Annotated in this window: 18 protein-coding genes; 15 read left to right on the forward strand and 3 right to left on the reverse strand. The window is 60.9% G+C overall.

Annotated features, from left to right (window positions below; all coding sequences use genetic code 11):
- Positions 1-52 precede the first annotated feature (52 nt).
- The 10 genes from J3P88_RS13115 to J3P88_RS13160 all read left to right on the forward strand — a co-directional run bounded on the left by J3P88_RS13115 (position 53) and on the right by J3P88_RS13160 (position 10,206).
- Entirely contained in the window at positions 53-625 is a 573-nt protein-coding gene (locus tag J3P88_RS13115; protein WP_434575716.1) for a cupin domain-containing protein, read from the forward strand.
- Positions 622-1,614, forward strand: coding sequence for a fumarylacetoacetate hydrolase family protein (locus tag J3P88_RS13120; protein ID WP_434575718.1), 993 nt, complete (start codon positions 622-624; stop codon positions 1,612-1,614). The genes J3P88_RS13115 and J3P88_RS13120 overlap by 4 nt, the downstream gene beginning before the upstream one ends.
- Positions 1,605-2,612, forward strand: a complete 1,008-nt coding sequence (locus J3P88_RS13125; RefSeq protein WP_434575720.1) for an NAD-dependent epimerase/dehydratase family protein — start codon at positions 1,605-1,607, stop codon at positions 2,610-2,612. The genes J3P88_RS13120 and J3P88_RS13125 overlap by 10 nt, the downstream gene beginning before the upstream one ends.
- Positions 2,599-3,384: a cyclase family protein gene (locus J3P88_RS13130; RefSeq protein WP_434575722.1), complete on the forward strand. Its 786-nt coding sequence runs from the start codon at positions 2,599-2,601 to the stop codon at positions 3,382-3,384. Before J3P88_RS13125 ends, J3P88_RS13130 begins: the two co-directional genes overlap by 14 nt.
- Positions 3,381-4,112 carry a FadR/GntR family transcriptional regulator gene (locus J3P88_RS13135; protein WP_434575724.1) on the forward strand — a complete coding sequence of 244 codons (732 nt, stop codon included), beginning with the start codon at positions 3,381-3,383 and terminating at the stop codon, positions 4,110-4,112. The genes J3P88_RS13130 and J3P88_RS13135 overlap by 4 nt, the downstream gene beginning before the upstream one ends.
- Positions 4,109-5,059 (forward strand): LysR family transcriptional regulator, encoded by a 951-nt coding sequence (locus J3P88_RS13140; RefSeq protein WP_434575726.1) that lies wholly within the window; start codon positions 4,109-4,111, stop codon positions 5,057-5,059. Before J3P88_RS13135 ends, J3P88_RS13140 begins: the two co-directional genes overlap by 4 nt.
- A gap of 99 nt (positions 5,060-5,158) precedes the next feature.
- A complete protein-coding gene (locus J3P88_RS13145) occupies positions 5,159-6,169 on the forward strand; it encodes an ornithine cyclodeaminase family protein (RefSeq protein WP_434575728.1) in 1,011 nt (336 codons plus the stop codon).
- A gap of 28 nt (positions 6,170-6,197) precedes the next feature.
- Positions 6,198-7,214 (forward strand): dihydrodipicolinate synthase family protein, encoded by a 1,017-nt coding sequence (locus J3P88_RS13150; RefSeq protein ID WP_434575730.1) that lies wholly within the window; start codon positions 6,198-6,200, stop codon positions 7,212-7,214.
- Between the two features lie 16 nt (positions 7,215-7,230).
- Positions 7,231-8,700, forward strand: a complete 1,470-nt coding sequence (locus J3P88_RS13155; RefSeq protein WP_434575732.1) for an NAD-dependent succinate-semialdehyde dehydrogenase — start codon at positions 7,231-7,233, stop codon at positions 8,698-8,700.
- Between the two features lie 372 nt (positions 8,701-9,072).
- Positions 9,073-10,206 (forward strand): FAD-dependent oxidoreductase, encoded by a 1,134-nt coding sequence (locus J3P88_RS13160; protein ID WP_434575734.1) that lies wholly within the window; start codon positions 9,073-9,075, stop codon positions 10,204-10,206.
- 41 nt (positions 10,207-10,247) lie between these two features.
- On the opposite strand, the gene J3P88_RS13165 is transcribed toward J3P88_RS13160, so the two are convergent.
- Positions 10,248-10,982 (reverse strand): EthD domain-containing protein, encoded by a 735-nt coding sequence (locus J3P88_RS13165; protein ID WP_434575735.1) that lies wholly within the window; start codon positions 10,980-10,982, stop codon positions 10,248-10,250.
- 280 nt (positions 10,983-11,262) lie between these two features.
- Between J3P88_RS13165 and J3P88_RS13170 the strand changes: the two genes are divergently transcribed.
- Positions 11,263-12,033: an EAL domain-containing protein gene (locus tag J3P88_RS13170; protein ID WP_434575736.1), complete on the forward strand. Its 771-nt coding sequence runs from the start codon at positions 11,263-11,265 to the stop codon at positions 12,031-12,033.
- On the opposite strand, the gene J3P88_RS13175 is transcribed toward J3P88_RS13170, so the two are convergent.
- Positions 12,006-12,974 (reverse strand): AraC family transcriptional regulator, encoded by a 969-nt coding sequence (locus tag J3P88_RS13175; RefSeq protein ID WP_434575738.1) that lies wholly within the window; start codon positions 12,972-12,974, stop codon positions 12,006-12,008. The genes J3P88_RS13170 and J3P88_RS13175 overlap by 28 nt on opposite strands.
- A 102-nt stretch (positions 12,975-13,076) precedes the next feature.
- Between J3P88_RS13175 and J3P88_RS13180 the strand changes: the two genes are divergently transcribed.
- Entirely contained in the window at positions 13,077-14,327 is a 1,251-nt protein-coding gene (locus tag J3P88_RS13180) for an MFS transporter (RefSeq protein WP_434575740.1), read from the forward strand.
- 594 nt (positions 14,328-14,921) lie between these two features.
- Complete coding sequence (locus J3P88_RS13185) at positions 14,922-16,193, forward strand: OmpP1/FadL family transporter (protein ID WP_434576435.1); 1,272 nt, start codon at positions 14,922-14,924, stop codon at positions 16,191-16,193.
- Positions 16,194-16,262: 69 nt separating this feature from the next.
- On the opposite strand, the gene J3P88_RS13190 is transcribed toward J3P88_RS13185, so the two are convergent.
- Positions 16,263-17,336 (reverse strand): AraC family transcriptional regulator, encoded by a 1,074-nt coding sequence (locus J3P88_RS13190; protein ID WP_434575742.1) that lies wholly within the window; start codon positions 17,334-17,336, stop codon positions 16,263-16,265.
- A gap of 93 nt (positions 17,337-17,429) precedes the next feature.
- Between J3P88_RS13190 and J3P88_RS13195 the strand changes: the two genes are divergently transcribed.
- A complete protein-coding gene (locus J3P88_RS13195) occupies positions 17,430-18,329 on the forward strand; it encodes a fatty acid desaturase family protein (protein WP_434575744.1) in 900 nt (299 codons plus the stop codon).
- 279 nt (positions 18,330-18,608) lie between these two features.
- Entirely contained in the window at positions 18,609-19,706 is a 1,098-nt protein-coding gene (locus tag J3P88_RS13200; RefSeq protein WP_434575745.1) for an ABC transporter substrate-binding protein, read from the forward strand.
- Positions 19,707-19,851: the final 145 nt, after the last annotated feature.

Genomic DNA, 19,851 nt, shown 5'->3' on the forward strand with positions numbered 1-19,851 from the left:
GAATTCATCGATACCCGCTGGCGCGTTTCGCCAACTGATTGAGGACTCGAACATGCAACAGCTTCCTGGTTTCAAACGCGTGGTCACCGGGCACGATGCCCAGGGCCAGGCGGTGGTCGCGTTCAGCGGACCAACGCCCAACAGCTTTCCCCTCAAGGCCGTGCCCGGTACGGTCTTCCATGAGATCTGGAACAGTGGTGCCAGCCCGGCCGTGCTGGATAACGGCGACGACCCCACCAACAAGCCGCTTCAACTGAGCCCTGCACCATTGGGCAGCGTCATTCGCGTGGTGGATATCCCGCCCGACAGCGTGCAGAACCAAGTCAGCGCCGAGGAGGCCGCGGCCGCCTTCGCCGAAATTGGCCAGGCTCATGCCGGCACAGGGCAGGCGGACTCCAAGCACAAACTGATGCATCGCACCGAAACGCTGGACTACGGCGTGGTCACCGAGGGCGAGGTCTGGCTGGTGCTCGATGGCGAGGAAGTGCATCTCAAACGTGGTGACATCGTCGTGCAGCGCGGCACCAACCACGCCTGGAGCAATCGCACCGAGCAGATGGCGCGCATGCTGTTTGTGCTGCTCGATGGTCGCTTCGCCCCCGAGCTGCAAGGAGAACCGGCATGAAGCTCAGCACCCTGAACGATCACAGCCGTGACGGTCGCCTGCTGGTGGTGTCGCGGGACCTGGCCTGGGCGGTGGAGGCCAGTGACATCGCCGGGACACTGCAGGAGGCCATCGAGCGTTGGCCGCGCGTTGAAGCCGCTTTGCGCACTCGCTATGACGCCCTGAACGAAGGCTCGCTGGCCGGGGCCTTCGCCTTTGATCCGCAACAAGCCGCCGCACCCTTGCCGCGTGCCTGGCAATGGCTGGATGCCTCATCGTTTCTCAGCCATGGCGAGCGGATGCAGAAAGCGTTTTCGCTGGACCCGATTGAAGGTGTCGAGCACACGCCGCTGATGTACCAGGGCTGCGGCGATGACTTCCTCGGTGCTCGCGATGACATCGTGCTGCCCAGTGAAACCCATGGCATCGACTTCGAAGGTGAATTCGCCGTGGTGGTCGATGAGGTTCCCATGGGTTGCTCGGCACAAGACGCCATCGACCATATTCGGCTCATTGTGCAAGTCAACGACATCAGCTTGCGCGCACTTGCACCCCGAGAGATGAAGACGGGCTTCGGGTTTATCCAGGCCAAATCCTCGTCAAGTTTCGCCCCGGTGGCAATCACCCCCGACGAGTTGGGCGAAGGCTGGCGCGACGGGCGGGTGCACCTGCCGCTGAGGGTCGAGTGGAACGGCCAGTGGTTCGGTCATGCACACGGTGGTGCCATGCATTTCGGCTTTCATCAATTGATTGCCCACGCAGCGCTGACCCGACGTCTCAGGGCTGGCTGCGTGATCGGTTCCGGCACGGTTTCCAATGCCGACCCCACGGTGGGCGCGGCCTGCATCGCCGAACGTCGTGCCGTTGAGATGATCGAGCACGGTGCGCCACGGACGTCCTTCATGCGCTTTGGCGACCGCGTGCGCATGGAGGTCTTCGATCTGCAAGGGCAGTCGGTGTTCGGGGCGATAGACCAGTGTGTCGTGCGCGGAGGCCTCCCATGCGCGTGATGATTACCGGAGCCAATGGTTTTGTTGGCCGGGCGCTGGTGAAACGATTGCTCCAGACCAATGAGTTGCGCGGCCGGCCGATCAGCGCGTTGATCTTGCTGGACAAGGAATTGGTGGGGTTTGCTGAGGATAAACGCCTGCGCCAGCATTGCGGCAGTGTCACCGACGCCGCGCTATTGCGCCGCGCCTTGGCCGATGGCATCGATGTGGTTTTTCACTTGGTCAGCATTCCAGGTGGCGCGGCCGAGCAGCATTATTCACTGGGCTATCAGATCAACCTGTTGGCAAGCCTGGAGTTGCTTGACCAGTTGCGCCAACAGCCTGGCGTGCCGGTGCTGGTGTATGCCAGCAGCGTGGCGGTGTACGGCGGCGACCTGCCGGCCCGCATGGATGAGCGAGCCGTGCCGCACCCGCAGTTGAGTTACGGGGCGCACAAGGCGATGGTGGAAATGGCGATCAACGACCTTGCCCGACGGGGCGAGGTGGACGGTCGGGCCGTACGCCTGCCCGGCATTGTCGCCCGTCCACGTGAACCCAACGGCCTGCGCTCGGCGTTCATGAGCGACCTGCTGCACGCCTTTGCTCAAGGTGAACCGTATTGCTGCCCGGTGTCGCCCCAGGCGCAGGCGTGGTGGATGTCCGTGCGGTGTTGCGTGGATAACCTGCTGCGGGCCGCCGAACTGCCCGCCGTTGAGCTTGGCGAGTCACGTGTCTGGCAATTACCGCTGTTGCACCTGTCCATTGCCCAGGTCATGGATGCCCTGGCCGCCGCCTACGGGCAGGAACGCCGCGGGCTGATCAGCTTCGCACCGGACGCTGGACTGCAAGCATTGTTCGGCAACTTCCCCGCAATGAAAACCCCTCTGGCCCGCGCCCTTGGCTTTCGCCATGACGGCTCGGCTGGCGCCTTGATACGTAACAGTTTGAACGCTGCCACCCCGACGCGTCGTGCGCGTGGGCGGGTGGGACTTGGAGTGAGTGAAAATGCAATCAACTAAACGCCGCCTGGTGGACCTGTCCGTGACCCTGGACAACAATCCCTACACCGATCCGCCGCCATTGCTGCCGAGAATCGACTACATGGACCATCAGCAAGGTTGGCCGGAGATGGCCGCGATGTTTCCCGGCCTGTCCAAGGCGCAACTGCCCGGTGACGAATCCTGGGCGGCCGAGCGCCTGCAGATCACCACGCACAGCGGTACGCACATGGACGCCCCTTGGCACTACGCCTCGACCACGGACGGTGGCAAGCCGGCGTTTGGCATCGACGAGTTGCCGTTGGACTGGTGCCTGCAACCGGGCGTGAAGCTGGACTTTCGTCATTTGCCAGATGGTCATGTGGTCAACGCTGCCCAAGTGCAAGCCGAGTTGGAGCGTATTGGCCATGTTCTACGGCCGCTGGACATTGTCCTGGTCAACACCCGTGCCGGTGCGCTGTTCGGCCAGCCAGGGTACCTGGACGCCGGGGTCGGCATCGGCCGTGAGGCCACGTTGTACTTGTTGGAACGCGGCGTGCGCGTGGTCGGCACCGATGCCTGGAGCTGGGACGCGCCGTTCAAGTACACACGCGAACGCTTCGCCGTCACGGGCGATGCCTCGATCATCTGGGAAGGCCATAAGGCCGGACGCGACATCGGCTACGGCCAGATGGAAAAACTGGCCAACCTGGAATGCCTACCGGCCCATGGTTTCCAGGTGTCCTGCTTTCCCTACAAGATCAGGCACGCTTCGGCCGGCTTCGTCCGCGCCGTCGCGATTTTCGAGGAATGAGCGCGCCAGCGGCCGGTGAAAAAAAGCGCGGTAGCCTGTCCCAGGGGCTTGAGGCGCTGCTGTCGGAGCACATTGTCGAGGGACGGCTGCGTGGCGGTGAACAGTTGCCCACCGAATCGGCCCTCATGCTGGCGCATGGGGTCAGCAGGACCGTGGTGCGCGAGGCCATGTCGCGTCTACAGGCTGCCGGAATGGTTGAGACACGCCACGGTATCGGGACCTTTGTACGCGGTAGCGCCCTGTCGTTGGGGGCCTTCATCGACCCGTCGACGATCGGTCTCATCACCGATTCGCTGGCGATCATGGAGTTTCGGATCGGTCTTGAGGTAGAAGCCGCCGGGCTGGCGGCCCAGCGACGCAACCCGGATCAGTTGACGGGATTACGGGCTCTTCTCGATCAGCTCGGGCAGCCGGATGTCAGCGTCAATGATCGGGCGGCGTTGGATTTTCAATTCCATTTGGGCATTGCCCAGGCGACCGGCAACCCCTACATCGCCAGCACACTGCTCAACCTGGGCGAGGTCATCATCCCGCGCAGCCGGCTGGATTCCGCGCGTCTGTTTCACGATGAGCCTTTGCATTACGAACAGCGCATGCAAAGCGAGCACGAACAGATTTACCAGGCGATCTTCCATCAGGACGCTGAATGCGCGCGTGCTGCGATGCGCCTGCATCTCCAGGACAGTCGCGAATACTTGCACCAGGCCCGCCAAGAGTTGATGACATGACGGATAACCAGAGCTACCCGGTGCCTAACACGGCCACGCAGCCTACTGCCACGGCGCTCACCATCATCGATCCCCGCTGGACTTTGTTCGTCCGGGTCGTGGCGGCTGGCAGTCTCAGCAAAGCAGCCGTGCTGCTGGACATGCCGCAGTCCATGGTGAGTCGCAATATTGCCCTGCTCGAATCGCAATGTGGCGAACGCCTGTTCCATCGCACCGGGCGCGGGGTGGTGCTGACCGAGTTTGGCGAGCAGCTGCTGCCCTGTATATCGGATCTTCTGGCGAACGCTGAAAGCCTTGCCGATGACATTCGCAACCTGCGTGGCAAACCAGTGGGGGAGGTGGTCGTGGGCATGTTGCCCTCCGCGGTGCGTCGGTTTGCGGGGACGCTTTTTGCGGCGGTGCGCGCCCAGATGCCCGGTGTGAGATTGCACTTGATCGAGGGCGCGAGCGCTCAACTCGAAGAGCAGTTGCACGATGGTCGTCTGGATATGGCGCTGGTGCTGCGTGAGAGCGAGGCCAGCATCGGCCAAGCCCATCTGCTGGCCAGGCTACCGCTGCACCTGGTAGGACCTGCCGCTGATCCTCTGTTCGGAAGTCGAGATATTGCGCTGGAAAATCTATCGGGGCTGCCATTGGTCGTGCCAGGGCGACCGCATTTGCTGAGGGCCAGGCTCGATCATTTGGCCGCCGAGCAAGGCGTGGAGCTGTGCGTGGCCGTGGAAGCCGACTCGGTCCAGCTCCAGTGCGAGGTCGTCGCGGCAGGCGGAGGCTATGCGATTGCCTCTGTGCTGCCGGGCTCGCTGGATCAACGGCTGGTTTCATCGCGCATTATCGAGCCTGTGTTGGAGCGCTTTGTCGTGCTGGTCGAATCGCCCCGGCGCCCCTTGACCCGTGCTTCCCGTGAAGTGCGACGGCTGATTTGCAATCTGTCCATGCCATCGATTTAAGCGATAGCTGCTTTGCATCCCCAGCAGTATTCGGTGGGGGGCGCGCCTCGTAGGGTGTCAGTCAACCAACGACTGATCCCCGATTGCGAGGTTTGCGCCATGCATCACGCCCAAGAACTCCAAGTCATTGCCCCGACGCTTTTTCTCAGTGACGCCGATGTGGCCTCGCTCGCCGACTGGAGCACCGCCGTCGCCGCGCTCGCCGAGGCGTATGCACGCCCTGCATCGGATGCCATGGTGCCGCCTCGCTCCATGGCGCGGGGCGATGGCATCTGGCTGCGCAGCCTGACCGCTGTCCCACCCGCTGGCGGCCACATGGGCTGCAAGTTGATCGCGGCCTCCATGCGGGCGCGCTGTGCCAGCTACCTAATCGCGTTGTTCAATCAGCAAACCATGGCGCTCACTGCCCTGATCGACGGCAATCGGGTCACGGGTTTGCGCACCGCGGCAACCGCTGCGCTGGCAGTCGATTTACTGGCGCCCAAGCGCGCGCTGCGGGTGGGGGTGATTGGCTCGGGGTTTGAGGCCCGTGGCGCATTGGACTGCCTCAAGTCCGTGCGCGATGTGGCGCATGTCCGGGTATTCAGTCCAACGCCCGCTAGCCGCGAGCGCTTTGCCGAAAGCTTCAGGCCTGGGCTGGATATCCAAGCGGTGAACAGCGCGCAAGAGGCCGTGCAGGATTGTGATGTGGTGATTTGTGCCGCCCGCAGCCGTGACGAGTCGCCGGTGTTGCAAGGCGCGTGGCTTTGCCCCGGCACTACGGTCGTGTCGTTGGGTTCCACCTTGCCTGAGCAACGGGAAGTTGACCCGGTCACGATGGAGCGAGCCGTCTGCATTGTCGCCGATATGCCGCAAGAGGTGCTCCACGATACCGGCGATGCCATTGCGGCGATCAGTGCCGGCGTGTATGTCGCCGACAAATTGGTCGCGCTGTCGGACCTCGTCGCGGGTCGTGTCACCCCACGGCAAAACGAAAGCGACATCGTTCTCTACAAGTCTGTTGGCTCGGCGCTGCAGGACGTCGTCATCGCCCAAGCGCTGTACGAGCGCGCCCGGCAACAAGGCCTCGGCATCGAATTGCCCGCCAGCATTGTCCCTGTCTCGAAATAACCCCTCCACTGTTCGAAGGAAAATCATCATGGCCACATACAAGAAAGCAGATGCCCGTGCCTGGGCGCGGGAAAACCTGGTGGGCTGCTCGGCGGTCACCATTCCAAGTTTCAGCGCCGATCTGAAGCGACTCAACGAACGTGGCATTCGCCACGACATTGAACATACGGTCGGCCTGGGCTACAGCGCCACGTTGCTGTGCAGCGAACTGGCGATCTCTCCCCAGGAGAACGCGCAGTTCACCGCCTGGGCCCGTGAGTCGGGGAAAAACCTGCTCCTGTTCTTCCACGCGGCTTTTGGCACGCTTGCCGAGAACATCGAGGCGGTGAAGCTTGCCGAGAATGCCGGCGCAGACATCGTCCTGCTCTCCTATCCGCCGCAGTTCTGGCCGACCAGCGAGCAGGAAATCTACGACTACACCAAGTCGTTCTGCGATGCCACGGACCTTGCCGTCATGCTCTTCCCGATCCCGCTATGGGGCTTCGAGCGCGTGCATCCAGCGGGGATGTCGTTGGAGTTGGTTCGTCGGCTGTTGGCCGATTGCCCGAATATCGCGGCCATCAAGTCCGAGCAAGGGTTCCCGCTGCCAGCGGGTATTTGTGAGATGTATCACCACTTCCGCGATCAGGTGGTGATCAGTTGCCCGATCGAAGGCGACGCAATCCCCTTGATGAGCCTGATGAAGCTGCAATTTTCCGGCACCAGCAACACCGCCTGGATGAGCGACTACTATCCGAAAGCGTTCGAACTGGCCCGCACGGGCCGATTTGAAGAGGCGATGGAACTGTATTGGAAGGTCAATCCGGCCCGCAGTGCCAACGGCGCTGCTGCGCAAAGCTACGCCGGCGGTACCGGTGTGCTCAACCGGACGATGTGGAAATACCAGGACTGGCTCGCCGGCTTCAACGGCGGACCACTGCGTGCCCCGGCGATGCGCGTGCCGGATCGTTTCATGAAGTCGCTGCGCCAAGGCTTGGTCGCGTCGGGGCTGCCAGTGACTTCGGACCCTGACAGCGCCTTCATGATCGGGCGTCATTCGTGCTGATCGGGAGGGTTGCACAATGAAGCATTTACTCAAGGATCCTACGCTGTGGCGCGACGGTGCCTATATCGCCGGTGAGTGGCTGGCCGAGACGCCGCACGGTCAGTACACGCTGCGTAATCCGGTGGACCAAACGGTACTGGCCGAGTTGCCGCGCTGTCGCGAAGGTGAAGTCCGGCACGCCATCGACGCCGCGCACGAGGCCTTTGGCCCATGGCGTCGCCTGACGGCCAAACGCCGTGGCGAGGTGTTGCGCCGCTGGTATGAGTTGATGGTCGAACATCGCGAGGACATCGCCACGCTGATTACCCTGGAGGAGGGCAAGCCCCTGGAGGAGGCGCGGGGTGAGGTCGATTACGCGGCGTCTTTTGTGCGCTGGTTTGGCGAGGAAGCCACACGGGTGCGCGGTGATCTGATTCCGGGCGTAAAGGACACTCAGCGCATTGTGGTCCTGCGCGAACCCATCGGCGTTTGCGCCGCGATCACGCCCTGGAATTTCCCCGCTGCGATGATTACACGCAAGGCCGCTCCAGCCCTCGCGGCCGGTTGCACGATGGTGGTGAAACCGGCCAGCCAGACGTCCCTGACCGCGCTGGCACTCGCCGAACTCGCTCAGCGGGCGGGTGTGCCGGCAGGCGTTTTCAGTGTGATAACGGGTAATGACACTCGCGACATTGCCGGTGAACTCACGGCCAACCCGTTGGTGCGCAAACTCACCTTCACCGGCTCCACCGAAGTGGGCCGGCTGCTGCTGGCGCAAGCGGCACAGACGGTCAAGAAATGCTCCATGGAACTGGGTGGCAACGCCCCGTTCATTGTCTTCGACGATGCTGATCTGGATGCAGCCGCTGACGGGGTGATGTTGGCCAAGTTTCGCAACGGTGGGCAGTCCTGTATCGGCGCGAACCGGGTGCTGGTGCAGTCAGGGGTTTATGACGCATTGGCGGAGCGCATCGTCGAGCGCATGGCACGCTTGAAGGTCGGCAATGGCCTGGAGCCGGGTGTCCAGGTCGGGCCGTTGATTGACGAGGCGGCGGTAGGAAAATCCCAGGCCCTTGTCGATGATGCGCTGGCGCAGGGGGCCCGACTGCTGTCCGGCGGCAAGCCCCATGCGCTGGGCGGGTGTTTCTTCGAGCCCACCTTGTTGGCCGATGTGACCCATGGGATGCGGGTCGCTCGTGAAGAGATCTTCGGTCCGGTCATGCCACTGGTGCGTTTCGACACGGATGACCAAGCCATTGCCATGGCCAACGACAGCGAGTTTGGCTTGGCGGCGTATCTGTTCAGCCGTGACGCGGCGCGTATCTGGCGCAACGCCGCGCGCATCGAATCGGGCATGGTGGGCATCAACTGTGGCTTGATTTCAAATGAGGTCGCACCCTTCGGCGGGGTGAAGCAGAGCGGACTCGGGCGAGAGGGATCCCACCTGGGAATCGACGAATTCCTTGAGGTGAAATACCTGTGCTGGGATGGCTTGGAAAGCGTGTGACGTATGGGCGCGAGCTTGCTCGCGAAGGTGTTGGCACATCCAACATCAGTGCCAACTGAGCCACCGCTATCGCGAGCAAGCTCGCTCCCACAGGAGAATGGTGGTGTACCTGGATCTCCTATCCAACCCCAAAACCGTGTGGGTGTTCAGCCATCGGACAGGCTGATCCCCCACACCCATCACCTCCTGCGATACCTCTGATTGTGCAAAGCGATTTCAGCGCGGATAGCCAATTCGATAGTCTCGACGTTGATCCGGCATTGTCAGTCGGAACTTCATGAGCCTGTGGCATTGAGTCGATAGCGCTGCAGAACTCGTCGGTGCGCCATGCAATGTCAGCCCGATTGAAATAAGAATAATTAGGAGAGCGTGATGATTGCAGCAGTCAGTAAGGTCCTGGTGATCGGGGGAGGGTTCTCCGGTATGACCGCGGCTATCCAGCTCGCCCGCCAGGGCGTCGAAGTGGACCTCGTCGAAATCGATCCGTTGTGGTGTCCCTTGGGAGCGGGGATTACGCTCAGTGGGCCCACGCTGCGAGCGCTTGATACGGTTGGGATTCTGGAACGGGTCGCCGGGGAAGGGTATTTGTCGACCAATTTCGATGTGTTTTCACCGGCCGGCGACCTGATCGTGCAATTGGCGCTTCGACCGCCGGTCAGCGATAAACCGATACCCTGTGGTGGCGGCATCCTGCGCCCGGTACTGGCTCGGATATTTGCCGACAGGACGCGGGAAGTGGGGACCCGTGTGCGCCTGGGCATCACCTACGACAGCGTCATCGAGCATGACGATGGCATTGACGTGTCTTTCACCGACGGGACTACTGAACGCTATGATCTGGTCGTCGCCGCTGACGGCGTGCATTCGCGCACGCGAAAGGACTTTTTCCCGCAAGCGCCTTCGCCAAAACCCATTCATCAGAGCGTCTGGCGCGCGGTGCTGAAGCGTCCGCCGGAAATCGTGCGCCCCACTCATTGGCTGGGTCGCACCAAGGTTGGCGTCAATCCAATCTCCGAAACGCACATGTACATGTTCCTCATGGAAAACCGCGCGTTTTCCGAGTGGATTGATCCGGCCTGTTGGCCGGGTGAAATGGCGCGCCTGCTGAGTGAGTTTCCAGCCCCGATCCTGCAAACGCTGGTGCCGCAACTGTACGAGGCGGGCGCCAGTATCGACTATCGTCCCCTGTCCAATCTGTTGGTGCCGCTGCCCTGGCACAAGGGCCGTATCGTACTGATCGGCGACACGGTGCATGCCACCACGCCGCACCTGGCTTCCGGGGCTGGTATCGGTATTGAGAGCGCCATCGTGCTTGCCGAAGAGTTGCTCGCCAGTAACAATCTACAGACGGCCCTGAGCCGGTTCGAAACGCGGCGCTGGGAGCGTTGCCAACTCGTGGTCGAGAACTCCGCGCGCCTGTGCGAGATAGAGAAAAGCGGTGGGGACAAGGAAGAGCATGCGCAGATCATGCGCGAGTCCACTGCGACGCTGGCTGAGCCTATTTGAGGGATCGCGACCCTTCAGTTGGAGGGTCGCGATGCAGGCCTCTACGAGCAGTGATCGAAAATGACGACCTCTTTGACGTAGGCGAAAAAAGACGCCGACGTCAGCGCCACGCCGTCCTCGGCAAGTTTTTGAAACAGCGCTCGCTGATACTGCCGAAAGGTCGAGAAATCCGCTTCATTTTCAAACCACAGGCTAGAGGCACCTTCGTATACGGCGATGTTTGGCCCGAAATAGGCCGTCACCTTGTCGCCCTCGGGTAGGTACCGGGAGCGAACATACCGGCGTAGGGCGTTCTGGAAGTCGGGCTGTTCCCGGGTAATGCTCTCGTGAGCTGCGTCCCAAGCTTCGAAAAAACGATCGAGCGCCATGGCTGGGTTCTTCTTCAGCAGGATCATCACTTTCCATGGGAGAGGCGCTGTAGCGGTGCTAGCCGTCTCCACTTCATCCATCAGTTGAGCGAGCTGCTCGGAAAGGTCCGCGAAGTTCTTTGCATCAGGGCCGACGGTTTGCTGGGTATAGGGATCGCTGAAGGTGCGAATCAAACCCGGCACGTCTTCAAAAAACAGCTCTGTAATGGAGTCTTTGTGAAAGGACTGGATGTAGGAACTGTCGGAGTCGATCCCGAAAGCGGCGTCGATGATATGGTTCTGCACGTACCGTTTGACGCCTAACGGTTTGGCTTTAGCGATTGCTCCGTGGGTGTGCTCCACATAGTTTAAAAACTCGGCATGCGTCATTCCGGGTTTTCTGCGTACAGCGGCTAGGATCTTAATCATGAGCGCGTTCTCGTTTTTGGCAGGGCGACAAGCCTTGGACCTTAAATGCAATGTGCGCGGGTGTTATTCATCTAGTTGTTTTCCAACACCAAAATATAAGGCCAGGTTTATCCCGCGAACCAATCGGTATTCGTGCTGGTAGGTATCGCGCAATAACATGCTTGAGCAGCCTTGAGTCCGATAGTGCGCCACACACTTCGGCCCGCGCCGACTCAGGTGGTGTCGGCTACAGTTCCTGGTAACCGCAGGAATGTATCTTGACCGCCACGGAATATTGCTCATGACGAAAAGCCTTCCATTCCAATCGCTCGGCTGCGCCGAATGCCGCAACCATGAGGCGCTGGGGTTCGATTTCACCATGGCCTTCCAGCCTATTTTCAACGTCCGGACACACGCTGCGTTTGCTTATGAAGCGTTGGTCAGAGGCGTCAATGGTGAATCGGCTGGCTACATCCTGGGGCTCGTGAACGACAGCAACCGCTACCGATTCGACCAGGCTTGCCGGGTGAAAGCCATCGAGGAATCCGCAAGGCTGGGCCTGCTGGACATTCCCGATTGCTTGCTGAGCATTAACTTCCTCCCGAACGCCGTATACCGGCCGGAGACGTGCATCCGGGCTACCCTGGAAGCGGCGCGCCTGGCCCATTTCCCGCCAGAAAGGCTTATGTTCGAAGTGACCGAAGGCGAGAAGGTGGTCGATCCTGAGCACCTCAAAGCGATTTTCGTGGAGTACGAGCGCCAGGGTTTCACTACCGCCATCGACGATTTTGGCGCGGGGTATTCGGGCCTTAACCTGCTGGCCATGTTCCAGCCGCAGGTGCTGAAGATTGACATGGCACTGACCCGAAGCATTGATCGAGACTTGGCCAAGCAAGCGATCGTCGAAGGCATCATCCTGGTCGCCAGGCGCTTGGATATCCTGGTCATCGCCGAAGGTGTCGAGACCCGTGAAGAAAGCTCGACGCTTCTAGGCATGGGGATCGAGCTGATGCAGGGATATTTGTATGCAAGACCCCAGGTTGGTCATCTTCCGGCGGGATGCTTTGACTGACGACTCAATCCAGGCGTCTTGCCCGTAATGCGCTTGAATGCGCGACTGAAAGCGGCCTGGGAGGTATAGCCCAAGCGCTGCGCCACCTCTTCAATCGGCAGCCTTTCGAGCGTCAGCCACTGGCTCGCCAGCCGCATTCGCAGTTCGGTCACGTAGCGCAACGGGGCCATGCCAATTGTCATCTGGAAACGGTCAGCGAAGACTGAGCGAGAGGTGTTGCATTGCTCCGCCAGCTGCGCAACGGTCCAGTCGCGCCCCGGTTGTTGATGGAGCGCGAGGAGTGCATTGGCCAAGCGTGGATCGCGCAATGCGGCGACCAGGCCAGAGGCATTACCGCAGGCGCACTCCACCCAACCGCGAACGACCATGGCGGCCACCACGTCGGCCAATCGCGCAAGTATGCCCGCGAAGCCGATACGTGCGGCGCTGGCCTCGCGTTCCATGGTGGTCAGGATAGGCACCAGCCCGGGGTAACGCTGGCCGCCGGCATCGATCAGCATCAGGTCCGGCATTAGCCTGCCAAGGCCATGGATGCTGCCCAGTTCAAATTCCATGCAGCCACTGAACAAAACGGTGGTCGGCGTGGGGCTGGCATCGGTTCCGGCATCTACCGCGCTCACGGTATCGCCGAGGGGGGCGCCGTCCAGACGGTCGATGTCTTGAACAGGAACATCCGGATGGGAAAGCAATTGGTGGGCCGCACCTTGGGAGATGAATACGGCGTTTCCAGCAGACAGCGCATAGGTTGCCCCGTCTTCCATCCGCAGCACCGCATTGCCGACCGCCAGGAAGTGGAACCAGGCATGCCCGGGTTTGGCAGCGAAGCCCAGGCCGAAGGTTGGACCGGCTTGAATACGCCGGTATTCGACGCCACGCAGGCGCATGCCGCGCAACAGCTCATTGATGAGTTCCGAGGAGAGGGCAAACTGATCGGTAGGCATTATTCAGGTGTTTCAGTCAAAAAATAGAGGTTCTTGATCATAGATCATCCAGATTTGCACGCCTAGACTGCGGGTCGCAATGAGAATTGGGAGACCCGAGCAATGACTGACTGTGTTTGTAATGCCGTATCCGACAGCCATCGCGGCGCCGGGGCGGATGCAGAACCTGTGACACCCGCGTGGATGGCCGTGTTTTCGTTGGCAATGGGCGTGTTTGGATTGCTGACCGCCGAGTACCTTCCGGCCAGCCTGTTGACGCCCATGGCGACCGACCTGGGGGTGTCCGAAGCGTTGGCTGGCCAGGCGGTAACGGTCACTGCCGTGGTCGCACTGTTCGCTGGCCTGCTGGTGCCAGGCCTTACCCGGGGTATCGACCGCCGCTGGGTGCTGCTGGGTTTTTCCACGTTGATGATCGCCTCCAATCTACTGGTCGCCGTTTCCTCCAGTCTCGCGGTGCTGCTGGTCATGCGTATCTTGCTGGGTATCGCCCTTGGCGGGTTCTGGAGCATGGCGGCAGCGGTGGCGATGCGCTTGGTGCCGGGTGCTTTGTTGCCCCGGGCGCTCTCGATCATTTTCAGCGGCATTGCCGTCGGGACGGTGGTTGCGGTCCCATTGGGCAGCTACCTGGGCGGGCTATATGGCTGGCGTAGCGCGTTCTTTGCAGCGGCGGCAGTCGGCGTGGTGACCCTGGCTTTCCAGTCGTTCACGCTGCCACGCCTTGCGCCGCGCCGGCCGGCACGCCTGCGCACTGTACTGCAAGTGCTGCAGCGCCCGGGCATCGCCATGGGCATGTTCGGTTGTGTGCTGGTGCACAGCGGCCACTTCGCGATGTTCACCTATGTCCGGCCGTTCCTCGAAGGGACCACTGGCATCGGCCCCCAAGGGTTGTCGCTGATGCTGCTGGGTTTCGGTGTGGCGAACTTTGGCGGCACGTTGTTAACCGGATGGCTGCTTGAGCGCCGCCCGCTGGCCACCCTGGTGTTGATGCCGACGTTGGTGGGCGTTGCAGCACTGGCGTTGGTTCTGTTGCCGGCCTCGGTGCCGGGGCAGGCGGTGCTGCTGGCGATCTGGGGCTTGGCCTTTGGTGGTGTGCCGGTGGCATGGTCGAACTGGGTCGCGAGCGCGGTACCTGACCAGGCGGAAAGCGCCGGGGGCATGGTGGTGGCATCCGTGCAGTCGGCCATCGCAACAGGCGCCGCTGCTGGCGGTGCGATGTTCAGCCTCGGTGGCAGCACCGGCGTATTCGTGGCGGCGGCTGTGCTGATGCTGTTGGCCGCGTTGCTGATTGCGTTGCGGGTCCGGGTTCCTTCTGCCCATGGCAATGCCCAGGCCAGGCCCGCGCTGCACCTCTGATCCTGCTTCTCAGCCGCGCCGGTTTCTGAGAAGCGGTGTTATAACGGCGACCTAGTTATCCAAGAAATCCGTGAGTATGTCTGTGGATAACCGCGCTGATGCCAGGCAGGCAGCGCGTTTTAACGGGCGTTCAAAAAATGTACAGGCAGTTTGATGTCACCTTCCGCCGTGGGCGATTGAGTTTAAACAGGGCGCTGAAAACCGGGACCACCTTGCATGCATGTTCAAGGGAGCCGCCTTCGCTTTCAGTGCTGTCTTGAGTCGGCAACGCTTCTGAATTGCCTCCGAACCCCTTCTGCGCAGCCTATTCCGAGAAACGCGTACCCTGCCGGCGCGATGCCGCAACAAGCCCTTTATTTGTTCGGGTTGTGACTATTGACACAAATGGTCACATGAATAAATATGACGCGTCTGTCTCGAGGGATCGCCATGAATCAGCGCCGCGGCAGGCCTCCGGTTTTTTCCAGGGCAGGTCTCTACGGGGATCACTGTCAGCCCGTTCAGAGAGCGCTGATATGCCCAGCTTTGCCCAGTTGCTGCAGCAATTCGTCACGAGCTCCATCCACCTCAGCTGCTGTTTCAAGAGTTCAAATAATGAAAAAAATAACGCTCAAGACCCCACTGGGCTTCGCCGCTCTGCTCGCAACTTCTCATGTGCTTGCAAGCGGATTCGCTCTTAATGAACAAAGCATCAGCGGGATGGGTTCGGGGTTTGCCGGTCGTTCGTCCTCTGCTGAAGATGCGAGCACCGTTTTCGGCAATCCGGCAGGCATGTCTCGATTGAAGAGAGAGGAGGTGAGTGTCGGCGCGGCGATGCTTTTCGCGAAGTCCGACATAAGCCAAACCAGCAGCACCTTCGGTGGCCAGGAGGACGGCGATATGGTGCCAGTGACCACTGTGCCAATGGGTTACTACGTCAAGCCCATTGATGAACACTGGGCGTTCGGTGTTGGTTTTTATGTTCCTTTCGGTCTGATGACCGATTACGGCAGCGGTTTTGCCGGGCGTTATTACGCCAACAAAAGCGAGGTCACGACCCTTACGTTCCAGCCCACTGTCAGCTATGCCTTTAACGACAAAGTCTCGATTGGGTTCGGTCCCACCCTCAACCGAATCAGCGGTGAAATATCGGGAATGGTGCCCAATCCCCTGAGCCCTGGTCGCAACGATGGAAAACTCAAAAGCACTGGCGACGACACGGCCCTCGGTTTCAACGCCGGGATCCTGGTACAGGCTACCGACCGAACCCGTTTGGGGATGACCTACCATTCCAAGGTCAGTTACCACTTGGACGCCAAGACCAAGGTCACCGATGGGATTTTCAGCTTGCTGGGCGTCAGTGGCGAGAGCTATGACGCTTCGCTGGATGTGGATACCCCGGAATCGGTGGAATTCTCGGTGACTCATCAGCTCAACGCTGATTGGACCCTGTATGCGGGCAGCACCTGGACGCGTTGGAGTCGCTTCAAGGAACTGACCATCGAGAACTCGGGATTGCCTCCTTTGCTCAGCGGCTCGCTCGGCACCATTACCGAAGAGCAGAATTGGCACGATACCTGGGCTCACGCCATCGGTGCGGCGTATCGGTTGAACAACCAATGGGTGCTTCGCGCAGGTTTGTCGGTCGACCAGTCGCCCGCCAATAACACCAATCGCGGACCGCGTATTCCCACGGGTGACCGCTCGGTGATCAGCTTCGGTGCTGGTTGGACACCGGTGGAAGATGTCACGGTCGACGTCGCTTATTCTTATCTGCAGGAGGAGAGCGTGCAGGTCAACCACACCTCAGCGACCCGGGGTGCCTACCGTTCCAAGTATCAGAACAGCGCCAATGGCCTGGGTGCTTCGGTCAGCTACCGCTTCTGATGGGACTGCCGCGTTACGGGAACTGAACGACTGGGTGGCACCTGTTGCCTCCCGGTCTTTTAGGCGCGCTCACCGCGTTGAGACTTTCCGATACGCGTTCGGCGACTGTCCAAACCAGCGCCGGAACGCGCGCGCGAAGGCTGTAGCATCAGCGTAGCCAAGCTGAAACGCTAGGTCCTCGAGCTTCATCTCGGTATTTCCCAACAGTTGCCCGGCGAGTTGCTTACGCTCCGCCTCGACGAGTTTGCGCAAAGTAGTGCCTTCCTCTGTCAGCCTGCGATGCAGGCTGCGCGGCGCCATCGCCAGCTGATTGGCAACCTCTTCAAGGGACGCTGCCAGTCCCGTTGCCCCCAACAGAAGTTGTCGGACCTGGCCGGTGACGCCGCCGACTTGCCGTCTCTCCAGTTGCGCGCGGCACTGCTCTTCCAATAACCGGACCAGATGTGCGTTGTACATCGGCAGCGGCAACTCCGCATCTTGCCGACGCAGCACGATGGCGTTGCGCGAACAGCCATAGTGCGGCGCAATGCCGCTCAGTGCTTCGATTCGGTCCGCGTGCGCCGGCGGGCGGCCTTGAAATTCGAGCCGTAGCAGGCGCAATCCCGACAACGCGAGCTCGTCGAACAGGCGAATGCTGGTCGCCATGTCTCGTTCCAGCAGAAATTGCCGCAGGTGGTGCGGGATCGCTGAGGCGTCGACGCTCGTGCCGTATTCATGCTGATCGCAGAATATCTCCAACCGGCAATACGCCGTGCTCAGCGGCAGGTAGCGCAGGGCGCACTGAACGGCCTCGCGCACATTGCGGCTGGTTCGCAGCGCAAACCCCCAAAGGCCGAAAGTCGCCACGTTGTACCGCAGGCCAAGCTCGAAGCCCAACGCGGGAACGTCCGGCAAAGCCAGCATCAGGTTTTCGATCAGGCGCATCTCCTGCTCACGTGCGATCAGGGCGTCCGCGTCCCGCAGCTGCGCTTCGATGATGCCGGTGCCCAGCAGGCAGGTCTGCGCATCGACGCCATAGCGCGCAGCGAAATTCACCATCACCTGACTGATGGCCACGGGGTGCTTGAAGATCGCGTGCTTTGGTATGCCCATGCCGAAAACTTCTAAAAACAACGGTGTGATACGGCCTGGCCAGAAATGCATGGCAATAGGCGTCCCAGGTCCTACTGAGGGTACATGACTACCGACTAAGGTTGCGCAACCCACCAACAATAAGAACGTCCCGGGAGGACGACCATGGATCAGGATCTCGACGCGCTGAATAAAAAAGCCGTTGCCACGGCACGCGAATACACCACTGAACTGGCCTGGCCGACGATGGCACTGGTGCTACTGGTGTGGACATCGCTTATGGGCGATTTTTATCTGTTCGCGACAGGTCAGTTGTCCCTGCCAACGGCGACACTGATCTATGCCGTTGTCACCTACATGTCCTATACACCCCTGCATGAGGCTGTGCACGGCAATATTCACGGTGCTCATCATCGACTGCAGTGGCTCAATGATCTTTGTGGGTACCTGGTCGCGCCTTTGATGATGGTGCCGTTCTCTACTCACAAGGTCGAGCATTTCACCCATCATCGTTTCACCAACCAGCCGGACAAGGATCCGGACTACGTCGTTAATGGCATGAGCGGTGGATTTCTCGCTTTCCTGGCGTGCGGATTTCGTTTCCTGTGGGTCCAGAACACCTTCTTGTTCCGCGATTATTGGCCGACCGCTCCACGGCGGGTGAAGGCAGCCTACATTGCAGAGGTGCTGTTCGCGATCGGCTGGCGTGCCGCGCTCATTGCGCTCATTGAGCGAGAACATACCTGGGTGCTACTGGTGTTCGGCTACTTGGCCGGTGGGTACTTCGTCGCGTACTGGTTCGCCTATCGCCCCCACGTGCCCTACCAGGAGTCCACGCGTTACCGGAACACCAACAGCCTGATCATGCCCGGATGGATCAAACCGTTGGAGTGGTTCTGGCTCGGCCAGAACCTGCACTCCGTGCACCACCTGTTCCCACGGGTGCCGTTCTATCGCTACCACGCATTGCACCGCCGTATCGAGCCGATCATGCGTGCTCACGGTACACCGATGATCGGCGCCTTCAATCGACGCAATGTCGAAGCTGCTCGACGTCCTGAATGACAAGGGGTGCGACATCTTCTTCGCCACTGGGTGGCGGGCTGCTGGTAAAGCAATTGCTCCGCGTGGAGCCGGTTGAGATGGAGACCTCCCGGTGCCGTAGCCACTGTGAGCGATGGATCGCTCAGTTGGCTGAAATTCTCCATGGCCGCGCGGAGCGGGCATGTTGAGACTATGCTCATTGCCACTGCAGCAATGTACTGGTTTCAATTATCGGCCGCCCAAGAAAGGAGTCTGTATGTGCCTGTTTTTTCCTGCTCGGTTCTATTCAGGAGTGGCCGAATGAGCGGCTTGGTATCCCATATCGTGTGGCGCCTCGCCGGCTGCGTGGCCGGGCTGGCGATGGTTGCCACCCCTCCAGCCCAAGCGGCCGAGGGCGGTATCGCCGGCGGCCCGACCGCAAGCTATAGCATTGCCTTCAGCAACTCCTACGCGGGAAGCGATTTCCGCAAAGTCATGGTGCGCAACTGGCAGGAGATCGCGGCCCAGGCGCAAAAGGATGGCTTGATCCGGGAGGCTCCGGTGGTCAGCGCCAATAACTCCGCATCGGAACAAGCGGCCCATATCCAGGACTTGATCGTCAAGGGCACCAACGCCATCGTTATCCTGGCCGCGTCCGACACGGCCCTCAATGGGGTGATCCGCGACGCTTGCAACGCCGGCATCGTGGTGGTCGTGATGGCCAGCCTGGTCACCGAAAGCTGTGTCTATACCGTGGACTACAACTGGTCCGCCATGGGCCGCGTGGAAATCGATTACATCGCCGAGCGCCTCAAGGGGAACGGAACGCTGTTGGAGATTCGCGGCATTGCCGGCGATGCCACCGATAAGAATATCAGCGACGGTATTCGCAAGGCCGCTGGCGATTACCCAGGCCTGAAATTCGCCAAGACGGTGTACGGGAACTGGACGGCTTCCGTGGCACGCAAGGAGGTGGCGCTGGCGCTGCCGTCGCTGCCGGGCATTGATGCCGTCGTGACTCAAGGGGGCGACGGTTATGGCGCGGCCATGGCGTTCAAGGCGGCGGGGCGCCCCTTGCCGATCATCGTGATGGGGAACCGCCAGGATGAACTCGCCCTATGGAAACAGGAACGCGATGCCAATGGTTACGAGACCGTCTCTGTCTCCGCTTCTCCGAGCGTCTCCCAGGTGGGTTTCTGGGTGGCCCAGCAGATCCTGGCGGGCAAGCAGGTGCCTAAGTTCGTCGAGGTGCCGTTGGTGCGTATCGATGGGAAAGACCTGGACGCCTGGCTCGCCACGATGCCGGTGGGCGGTGCCGCCAATCCTTTCTACAGCCAGGCTTCCGTCGCGGCGATGATCGACGCGGCCATCGACAATAAGGCCTCGCCCACGCCTTTGCCGGAAATTACCAAACAGTAGTGGCGCGCGGGAAGCGGGGAGGGGCCATGGTGACATTCCAACTCGCCACAGACAGGCCCATTGCCGTCAGGATTGGCCTGGCGGTCGCCGCGCTGGTGTTCCTGATGCTGGCGGTGTCGCTGGTGAACCTCTACGGCCTGCGCGG

The sequence above is a fragment of the Pseudomonas sp. Z3-6 genome, from assembly GCF_051131985.1.
In the GTDB taxonomy this organism is placed as follows: domain Bacteria; phylum Pseudomonadota; class Gammaproteobacteria; order Pseudomonadales; family Pseudomonadaceae; genus Aquipseudomonas; species Aquipseudomonas zanjanensis.

Bases quoted from the DNA above. Each gene is read 5' to 3' on its own strand.
- J3P88_RS13175 (WP_434575738.1), bottom strand. From the start codon at position 12,974: ATGCCTACCGATCAGTTTGCCCTCTCCTCGGAACTCATCAATGAGCTG.
- J3P88_RS13170 (WP_434575736.1), top strand. From the start codon at position 11,263: ATGACGAAAAGCCTTCCATTCCAATCGCTCGGCTGCGCCGAATGCCGC.
- J3P88_RS13150 (WP_434575730.1), top strand. From the start codon at position 6,198: ATGGCCACATACAAGAAAGCAGATGCCCGTGCCTGGGCGCGGGAAAAC.
- J3P88_RS13125 (WP_434575720.1), top strand. From the start codon at position 1,605: ATGCGCGTGATGATTACCGGAGCCAATGGTTTTGTTGGCCGGGCGCTG.
- J3P88_RS13180 (WP_434575740.1), top strand. From the start codon at position 13,077: ATGACTGACTGTGTTTGTAATGCCGTATCCGACAGCCATCGCGGCGCC.
- J3P88_RS13145 (WP_434575728.1), top strand. From the start codon at position 5,159: ATGCATCACGCCCAAGAACTCCAAGTCATTGCCCCGACGCTTTTTCTC.
- J3P88_RS13160 (WP_434575734.1), top strand. From the start codon at position 9,073: ATGATTGCAGCAGTCAGTAAGGTCCTGGTGATCGGGGGAGGGTTCTCC.
- J3P88_RS13195 (WP_434575744.1), top strand. From the start codon at position 17,430: ATGGATCAGGATCTCGACGCGCTGAATAAAAAAGCCGTTGCCACGGCA.
- J3P88_RS13185 (WP_434576435.1), top strand. From the start codon at position 14,922: ATGAAAAAAATAACGCTCAAGACCCCACTGGGCTTCGCCGCTCTGCTC.
- J3P88_RS13115 (WP_434575716.1), top strand. From the start codon at position 53: ATGCAACAGCTTCCTGGTTTCAAACGCGTGGTCACCGGGCACGATGCC.
- J3P88_RS13165 (WP_434575735.1), bottom strand. From the start codon at position 10,982: ATGATTAAGATCCTAGCCGCTGTACGCAGAAAACCCGGAATGACGCAT.
- J3P88_RS13190 (WP_434575742.1), bottom strand. From the start codon at position 17,336: ATGCATTTCTGGCCAGGCCGTATCACACCGTTGTTTTTAGAAGTTTTC.
- J3P88_RS13155 (WP_434575732.1), top strand. From the start codon at position 7,231: ATGAAGCATTTACTCAAGGATCCTACGCTGTGGCGCGACGGTGCCTAT.
- J3P88_RS13200 (WP_434575745.1), top strand. From the start codon at position 18,609: ATGAGCGGCTTGGTATCCCATATCGTGTGGCGCCTCGCCGGCTGCGTG.
- J3P88_RS13135 (WP_434575724.1), top strand. From the start codon at position 3,381: ATGAGCGCGCCAGCGGCCGGTGAAAAAAAGCGCGGTAGCCTGTCCCAG.
- J3P88_RS13140 (WP_434575726.1), top strand. From the start codon at position 4,109: ATGACGGATAACCAGAGCTACCCGGTGCCTAACACGGCCACGCAGCCT.
- J3P88_RS13120 (WP_434575718.1), top strand. From the start codon at position 622: ATGAAGCTCAGCACCCTGAACGATCACAGCCGTGACGGTCGCCTGCTG.
- J3P88_RS13130 (WP_434575722.1), top strand. From the start codon at position 2,599: ATGCAATCAACTAAACGCCGCCTGGTGGACCTGTCCGTGACCCTGGAC.